The 3,454-nt window shown below is 38.1% G+C and carries 8 protein-coding genes and 1 pseudogene; 1 reads left to right on the top strand and 8 read right to left on the bottom strand.

Annotated features, from left to right (window positions below; translation table 11 throughout):
• Positions 1-147: 147 nt before the first annotated feature.
• Entirely contained in the window at positions 148-282 is a 135-nt protein-coding gene (locus tag ACNF42_RS08530; RefSeq protein WP_443340346.1) for a helix-turn-helix domain-containing protein, read from the bottom strand.
• Between the two features lie 69 nt (positions 283-351).
• Entirely contained in the window at positions 352-528 is a 177-nt protein-coding gene (locus ACNF42_RS08525) for a hypothetical protein (protein WP_443340345.1), read from the bottom strand.
• 183 nt (positions 529-711) lie between these two features.
• Here ACNF42_RS08525 and ACNF42_RS08520 point away from each other — a divergent pair, with 183 nt between their 5' ends.
• A complete protein-coding gene (locus tag ACNF42_RS08520) occupies positions 712-1,080 on the top strand; it encodes an MFS transporter (RefSeq protein WP_443340344.1) in 369 nt (122 codons plus the stop codon).
• A gap of 159 nt (positions 1,081-1,239) precedes the next feature.
• On the opposite strand, the gene ACNF42_RS08515 is transcribed toward ACNF42_RS08520, so the two are convergent.
• The 6 genes and pseudogenes from ACNF42_RS08515 to ACNF42_RS08490 all read right to left on the bottom strand — a co-directional run.
• The gene (locus tag ACNF42_RS08515; protein WP_443340343.1) at positions 1,240-1,647 is read right to left on the bottom strand and encodes a PIN domain-containing protein; all 408 of its coding nucleotides are present in this window, start codon (positions 1,645-1,647) and stop codon (positions 1,240-1,242) included.
• Entirely contained in the window at positions 1,644-1,880 is a 237-nt protein-coding gene (locus ACNF42_RS08510) for a hypothetical protein (RefSeq protein WP_443340341.1), read from the bottom strand. The genes ACNF42_RS08515 and ACNF42_RS08510 overlap by 4 nt, the downstream gene beginning before the upstream one ends.
• Positions 1,881-2,454: 574 nt before the next feature.
• Entirely contained in the window at positions 2,455-2,622 is a 168-nt protein-coding gene (locus ACNF42_RS08505) for a hypothetical protein (RefSeq protein ID WP_443340340.1), read from the bottom strand.
• Positions 2,612-2,866 (bottom strand): type II toxin-antitoxin system RelE family toxin, encoded by a 255-nt coding sequence (locus ACNF42_RS08500; protein ID WP_443340339.1) that lies wholly within the window; start codon positions 2,864-2,866, stop codon positions 2,612-2,614. The genes ACNF42_RS08505 and ACNF42_RS08500 overlap by 11 nt, the downstream gene beginning before the upstream one ends.
• Positions 2,863-3,081: a hypothetical protein gene (locus tag ACNF42_RS08495; RefSeq protein ID WP_443340338.1), complete on the bottom strand. Its 219-nt coding sequence runs from the start codon at positions 3,079-3,081 to the stop codon at positions 2,863-2,865. The genes ACNF42_RS08500 and ACNF42_RS08495 overlap by 4 nt, the downstream gene beginning before the upstream one ends.
• A gap of 240 nt (positions 3,082-3,321) precedes the next feature.
• A pseudogene (locus ACNF42_RS08490) lies at positions 3,322-3,454 on the bottom strand (ISL3 family transposase); the annotation flags it as partial.

Genomic DNA, 3,454 nt, shown 5'->3' with positions numbered 1-3,454 from the left:
GAATGGTGATGAGAATTTCAGGAAAGAATTTGTGGAAGAGAGGAAAAGAAAGGAGGAGAGAATATTGAAGAACAGGATTGAAAAGAGAAGGAGGTTGAAAGAAGATGTATCATTGGAAGAGAGAATATCTGTCCAAAATTAAGGGGCTCAGATCATGACCCATACCTGTTTCATTGTATACTCAATTCCAAACTGTTCCATTATGATATTCCTGACCTGTGCTGTGGTGTATTGTCCATTTTTAAGTTTCTCCTCCAGCAATTCCTTCTGTTCTTCAGACATCTTTGACGGGCCTTTTCTGGCATATCTTGGTATCAGGCCTTTTTATCCATCCTGATTCCATCTCCTCTGTCATGAATAACCCATCATCTTTGTTTTGCCGATTCTCTTTGCAGCAGATTCAACAGAATCGCCATCATACCTGTATCTTATGAAAAGAAGTCTCTTCAATATCTTTGTGCTTCTCTCAAGGCGTTTAATGAGTCTGTTCAGATCGTCCTCCGGCATCTTCCTCTCAATTCTGTACATCTCGGGTTTAACTATGAATGTATAATTGTTATAAGTATAAAATGTTAGTAATTAACTATAAAATCAGAGCCTGTAAACATCTGGATCTACCGTAAGGGAAAAGTGGTAAAAAATACTCAATGTTAAAATTAACCTAAAGAATGAAACCAGTGTAAGAGTGGTAAATTTATACCAGTAATCGGCTTGCTTCACCTGTCCATTTCAATACTTGGGCTAATGAGAGTTTTCTTAAGCAACAGTATATTGATTTATGCGATAGCCTTTATTATTCTTGGAATGCCCCATGGTCTGGGCATGCCTGTTGCGATGTTTTCAATTGGTCGATCATTTACTATGGATGAAAGAAACGTGGCGAACAGCTACTTCACATCGACCATGATGCTCATGATGGTAGTCATGCCTATCCTGGGAGTCAGTTTCCTGAATTTGGTGGGTTTCAAATTGCCTATGCTCTTTATAACACCTGGAGTCCTTTTGCTAATGATACTCACGCTGAAAGTCTTCATGTTACATAGAGAGCAGATGTGCCGATCTAAAACTGATGTGAAATAACCGATAGAGGTCTGGGGGGACGTTTTCCTAGAATGCCTATTGTGTAAACTTCGCATAAGGTGTGTATTATGAAGGTTCTCATCGGATCTAGTGCGGAAGCTCGAGAAAATAATATTCCCTTAAAGCATCGATCAAATCCATGTCGATCCGTCCGTCAAACTATATCTCAATAACTTGAATGCTAAGCTTCTTGCATTTATTATACAGTATTTTGTCAAATGTAACCAGAGGTATATTCCGCGAATATGCATCATAAGCTATTATCCAATCGTTGAAATCTCTGAAACTTAAGTTATTTTCAACCATGAACTTGGTTACCTTCCCCATGGTCCTTCCAGAAAGCCAGGATATGGTGAAATATTCACTATGCAATAATTCATCAATCTTCTTTCTAACATTATCATTATCTATTCCATATCTGGGAAGAACAAAACCAAGTTCAACAATTGAAAGCGAATTTATTATGGGATCATCGGAACTGTCGATAAGCTCACTTGCCCTGGTATGGTGAGGCGAATTCTCTATGGTATCATACACCAGAACATTTGTGTCTATAAACACTCTCATTTGTTGTTCTCCTCCCATCCAGCCCTTATTTCACTGTCTGCGTCAAGTGATGAAAGATTCTCACTGACCTTGAAAGTGATTCTGCTCTTCCGCTTTCCCTTATAGTTCATCCGGCCCCTGAGATGCTGATTGATGATTTTAGAAATATTCTTTGTGCTACCGTACTTTTCAATGGATTCCTTAACTATTTCTGCATATATATCTTCATCAAGGTTAATGGTGGTTTTGACCATGAATATTGATTTTTATACCATATAAACATTTTACGGTTAAATTTTATCTTTATATTGAGCCGTTATAGTTAATCAGAAATCATAGTATCCCCTTAAAACATTAATAAATTCCAGACCGATCCATTTTACGAACTTCGTTTGTGTCGAATTTGCTGCATATTTCTGGATTTTCTTCTATTGTTTGTCTTTGGATTCTAACCAGAGAATATGGTCATAGTACTCCCGTTCTCTCCTGATTAGACCATTTTCAAATTCAAATACATCCACTGACCTTCTAGAGTAATTCAAGCTCCGCAATCACGATGCCTCTTTATAAGTCTGAAACCATGTTCAAAACCGTGAATTTCGCTGATATGTTCTCATAAGCTCTGATAATTGTCTTGACATACTCTTCCCTTCCAACCAAAACTTTTCTCTTTGGTGGGCCATATGAAATTCACTCCACCTCTTGTGAGAGAAACGACCCTTATAGTTTCCAGTCCCGATTGTTCTCAGCATTGAAGAACTTGAGTTTCTCTTCAAGTTCATTTTTCGGTATCATCTTCACACTCTTGACAGAGCATCAATGCTTGCGTCAGAGCTCCTTAAGAAAGTCTCTGACATTTCTCACCTTTCCTTCCTCGATATCCAGATCGCTTTCACTGATTTGGATCATTACGTCTTTATCCAGAAGAGTTTCCATGGTGGCAATCGAACTCTGAATAAAGGTAACAGGAAAGCAATGAACTAACTTACGAATCATAAACACTCCTCCTATGACCTATTCTTAATACCAGAATTATCAGTTTTTCCTGGTCGATGTCCAAGATCACCCTGTAGTTTCCCACCCTAAGCCTGTATCCTTCATCACCAACGAGTTTCTTGACATACTTATCCGGCCTTATCCTTATCCGCTCAAGTGTTGATATTATTCTCTGTCTGATTTGTCCGTCAAGTTTTTTCAATTGCTTAAGAGCAAGATCAGAGAATATCACTTGGTATGTCAAAAGCCCAGTTCCTTCTTTACATCTTCCAATGTATGGTACTTGCCTTCTTTGATCTCCTGACGAGCCTGAGCAAGCTCTTTCTTTGTTTCTTCGTCTAGTTCGTGTGAGTCTTCTATAAGATCCCAGATTACCTCTTCATAGGTCTCTTTGCTATACAACTTACGTTTTGACAATTCCTTTTGTAACTTCTCACTTACCTGTATTGTCGTGGGCATTATACATCACTATATTATACTATAACACACCACAGTATTTATTACTTATGCATCAGGTTATGGCAGAAATTAAACGTTGTAAAAATATCATTAATTTAGATGGTTTCTTATTGAAAATACTGAGTGCCGAAAGGTTTATAATGTTGCCAATAACATTGGTATATGAGGTTTTCTAATTTCCTCTTGATTTGCCATAGGAATTCCACAGCCTGATGATTTTCTTAGAAAATTTGGATCTCTTTAACATTCTGGGGGTAACCTCAATCCTCCTGCCACCAGATATATGATCGTATCCCTGTACTCCTGTGCCTTGAACCCATATGAACGCTTGAATGCAGTACGGATCTTGTTGTTCAATCCTTCAACAACAGCT

This window comes from Cuniculiplasma thermophilum (genome assembly GCF_052315355.1).
Lineage (GTDB): Archaea > Thermoplasmatota > Thermoplasmata > Thermoplasmatales > Thermoplasmataceae > Cuniculiplasma.
Note: the sequence above shows the minus strand (reverse complement) of the source record. Positions and strands in the feature narration are given on the sequence as shown.